We start from the raw sequence: 4,311 nt of genomic DNA on the forward strand, positions 1-4,311 counted from the left end.
GCGCACGCTCGGCCAGCGCTGGACCCGCGCCGACGGCAGCACCGGCGCCTATGCGTCGGCCCTGGCGCTGGTGCAGGGCAATAGCCGCTTTGTCGCGCGCAACGTCAACCTGGCGCAGCCCGGCGACCTGCTCTTCTACGACCAGGGCGACGAACAGCACCTGATGATCTGGATGGGTCAGTACCTGGCCTATCACACCGGCACCGTGACCCGTAGCGATAACGGCCTGCGCGCCGTCTCCCTTTCCCGCCTGATGCAATGGAACGATTCGCGCTGGCAGCCGCACGACGGCAACCCCAATTTCATCGGCGTATTCCGTTTCGCCTTTTTGTCGAGGTAAAGACGATGCCTGTCGTCATGATGCGCGCCCGCGCGCTTCTGCGTTCCGTGACCACCCGCATGCTGCTGGCGCTTGCACTGCTGGCCTGGACCCACGCTGCCGGCGCCGACCAGCGGCCAGGCGCCACGCTCGACACGGTGCCGTCCAGCGGCTACGCCGCGTTCCAGGGCCAGCCCTTCTTCCTGTTGTCGGACGCCAGCTTCGGCAGCGACCAGACCGCGCAGGTGCGCCTCGAAGCGCCGGGGCGCGAGTACAAGAGCGAGCTGCAGCGATACGGCGGCGCGGACATCCTGGTCTACCGGGTGGCCGATCCGGTCGCCTTCCTCAAGGGACAGAAGAACCTGCATCGCATCGACGTCAAGGCCAGCTACCGTGGCGAAGGGCTGGCCAATACGCTGTCCTACCTGTGGGATAGCTGGTACAAGCAGGCGCGCCGCGCCTGGCAGCGCGTGTTGTCGCTCGCCGCACGCAGCAAGGCGGTGGAGGATGCGCCGCAATTCAGCATGGGGGACCAGATTGCCCAGCCCACCCGTTTCGAGAACAACCCGCAGTACGAGCCACTCAAGGGCTACGACCTGGTGGAGCGCTTCCGCTATCCGATCTGGGACGCCAGGGAGATCGCACCGCCCAGGGACGTGAAGCTCGAAGGCAGCAGCAGCGAATTCCTGCCGCGCGACGCCGGCAATGTGATGGTGCCGCTGGGCAAGCTCAGGCCGGGGCTGTATATCGTCGAGGGCATCATCGGCACCTACCGCGCGCACACGCTGCTGTTCGTCTCCGATACCGTGGCCATCACCAAGAGCACTGCCAACGGCATGCTGGCGTGGGCCGCGAACCGCAAGAGCGGGCGGCCGGTAGCGGGCGCCAGCCTGGCCTGGACCGACGGCCTGGGCGTGCTGCAGAGCGCCAGCACCGGCGCCGATGGCGCGGCAGAACTGGCCCACACCAGCCCCGAGCGCAGCTACCTGCTGGGCGTGGACCCGGCCGGCGGCGCCTTTATCTCGGAAAATTTCTACTACGACAGCGAGATCTACAACACCAAGCTGTACGCCTTCACCGACCGGCCGCTGTACCGCCCGGGCGATGAGGTGCGCGTCAAGTTCATCGGCCGCAATTTCCGCAGCGCCACCGAGTCGGCGCCCGCCGCCGCCGGCGACATCAGGCTCGACGTGCTGGATCCCAATGGCGCACCGCTGGCCGCGCTCGGCACCGCGCTGAATGCGGACAACGGCGCCGACGCGCGCTTCACGCTGCCGGCCAACGCGCTGGCGGGCGGCTACACGCTGCGCTTCGACTATGGCGGCAATACCTACGGCGGCGCCTTCCGCGTGGCCGAATACATCAAGCCGCACTTCGACGTGAACCTCGCGCTGGACAAGGCGGACTACGCCACCGGCGAGGCCGTCAAGGGCAAGATCGAGCTGCGCTACCCGGATGGCAAGCCCGTCAAGGACGCCAGGTTGTCCGTCAGCCTGCGCGCGCAGCAGGTCACCATGGTGGAAGGCGAGCTGCAATACGCCGGGCTGTTCCCGCTCAAGCTGGAGCAGCAGGAACTGACCACCGACGGCAGCGGCAACGCCGCACTCGCGCTGCCGGCGGCCAAGGACCCGAGCCGCTACGTGGTCACGGTATTCGCCAACGACGGCGCGGCCTACCGCGTCAAGGTCACGCGCGAACTGTTGATCGCGCGCGGCGCCACGCCCTACAAGCTGACCGCGCCGGCCAATTTCACCAACGCCGGCCAGAGCGTGACCTTCTGGCTGCAGGCGCTGGACGCCACCGCGCAGGCCCCGGCCCGCGCGCCCGCCAGGTGGGAGCTGGTGCGGCTGGAATCGCGCACGCGCACCGAAGGCAGGCTGGATGCGGGCGCCATTGGTGCCGTGTCCTTTCCGGTCAGGTTCGACCAGCCGGGCTCGTACACGCTGTCCGTCAAGGACGGCGCCGGCAACCTGCTGGCCGCGGCCAGCCACTGGGTGGCGGGCGATGGCCTGCAGACCGTGCCCGGCAATATCGAGATCGTGTTCGACCGCGACCGCTACCGCATCGGCGATACCGCCGAAGCGCTGGTGACGTTCCCGCTGGCGGTGGAAGACGCGCTGCTCACGCTGGAGCGCGACCGCGTCGAGCGCCGCGGGCTGCTGTCGAAGGGCGGCGACTGGCTCTCGCTGGAGAAGATCACGGACAAGCAGTGGCGCGCCCGCATCAAGGTCGGCAACGATTTCAGCCCGAACATGACGTTCTCCGTGCTGTACGTGAAGGACGGCGACTACGTGTTCCAGAACGCCGGCATCGCCGTGCTGCAGCCGGCCATCGAGCTGGCGGTGAAGAGCGACAAGGCGGTCTACGCGCCCGGCGACACCGTCACGCTGGACCTGGGCAGCGCCTTCAACGGCAAGCCGGTGCCGGCCAACCTGACGGTCAGCGTGGTCGACGAGATGGTCTACGTGCTGCAGCCCGAGATCGCCCCGAGCATCGTGGACTTCTTCTACCATCCGCGGCGCAACAGCGTGCGTACCACCTCGAGCCYGAACTTCATCGGCTACGACCTGGCCACCTCGGGCCAGCCGGGCGCCGGCGGCCCGGAGCGGGGCCGCTATAACGAGCGCGGGGTGAAGGTGCTGGAGCGCCCGCGCCGCGACGACAAGGACACGGCCGCCTGGGAGGCAAACCTGCGTACCGGCGCGGACGGGCGCGCGCGCATGAGCTTCACCATGCCTGACTCCCTGACCCGCTGGCGCATCACCGTGCGCGCCATGGCCAGCGACGGCATGGTCGGCCAGCGCACCGCCAGCATCCGCTCGGACAAGAGCCTCTACCTCAAGTGGACGGGGCCGCAGCGCTATCGCGCCGAGGACGCGCCGCGCATCGACATGGTCGCTTTCAACCAGGGCGAGCAGGACGTCGCCGCCGACCTGGTGGTGATGGGCGCCGGACTCAATGTCAACCAGAGCGTCACGCTCAAGCGCGGTGCCAACTACGTGCGCCTGCCCGTGGCCCAGGGCGCGCTGCAGAGCGGCGTGGTCAACGCCGAGATCAAGCTCCAGGGCAAGACCGTGGACCGTCTGCAGGCCGCGCTGGCCGTGGAGCCCACCGGCTGGCTGTCGCAGCGCGAGCTGACGCTGCCGCTGGCGGGCGCCAGTGCCGTGCTCAAGCTGCCGGCCGACGCGCAGGACGTGCGCCTGCGTTTCGTCGACAGCGCCGCCAGCCACTTCGCGCGCGTGGCCGACGACCTGCTGGCCTATCCCTACGGCTGCACCGAGCAGACCGCCAGCCGCCTGATTCCGCTGGCGCTGGCGCAACGCAGTCTCGCCGCCAGCGGCGCCAGCACCGGCGGCGACACCCAGGGCCTGGATGCGCTGTTGCGCACCCAGCGCCAGCGCCTGGCGCTGCTGGCCGGCGTCAACGGCCAGTTCGGCTGGTGGGGCGATACCCTGGGCAACAGCGCGCTGCTGACCGCCTACGCGTACTACGCCGACTGGCTGGCCACGCGCGCGGTCGGCATCAGCCTGCCGCCAGATCACTGGAAGCGCACGCTGGAGGCCTACAAGCAGGCCATGAAGGAGCCGCTGCTGCACCGTACGCTGGCGCTGTGGTTCATCAACGAGATGGGCTTGCCGGTGGCGACGCAGCTCAGTGGCGTGGCCGCCGAGCTGGGCCGGCCCGGCAGCGATGCGGGCGCCGCCGTGGCCGCTGGCGACAGCCTGGTATTCGCCGCGCCGGATTCGGCGCAGGGCCGCCGCGTAGCCACCGTGCTCGCCGCGCAGCTCTACAAGCAGATCGGGCAGCCCATGCCGGAGGGGCTGGCGGGCGCGGCCGACGCCGCGCGCCAGGCGCTTGCCGCCGATCCTTCGCCACTGGTGCAGAGTCTGCTGCTGATGTCCGGCAAGGGTGCCGCCGCTTCGGATGTGCAGGCGCTGCTGTCGCGCGCCGGCGCCGCCAGCCCGACCATCGACCGCGCGGTGACGCTGGTC

At 69.6% G+C, this 4,311-nt stretch carries 2 protein-coding genes; both read left to right on the forward strand.

The window, feature by feature from the left end:
• On the forward strand, positions 1–340 hold a 340-nt coding region (locus tag AC1DO7_RS39820), incomplete at its 5' end, for a DUF1175 family protein (RefSeq protein WP_477117453.1).
• A gap of 20 nt (positions 341–360) precedes the next feature.
• Positions 361–4,311, forward strand: a 3,951-nt coding sequence (locus AC1DO7_RS39825; protein WP_477117454.1) for an alpha-2-macroglobulin family protein, incomplete at its 3' end; no start/stop codon positions are given.

This window comes from Cupriavidus sp. 05N40, from assembly GCF_056397305.1.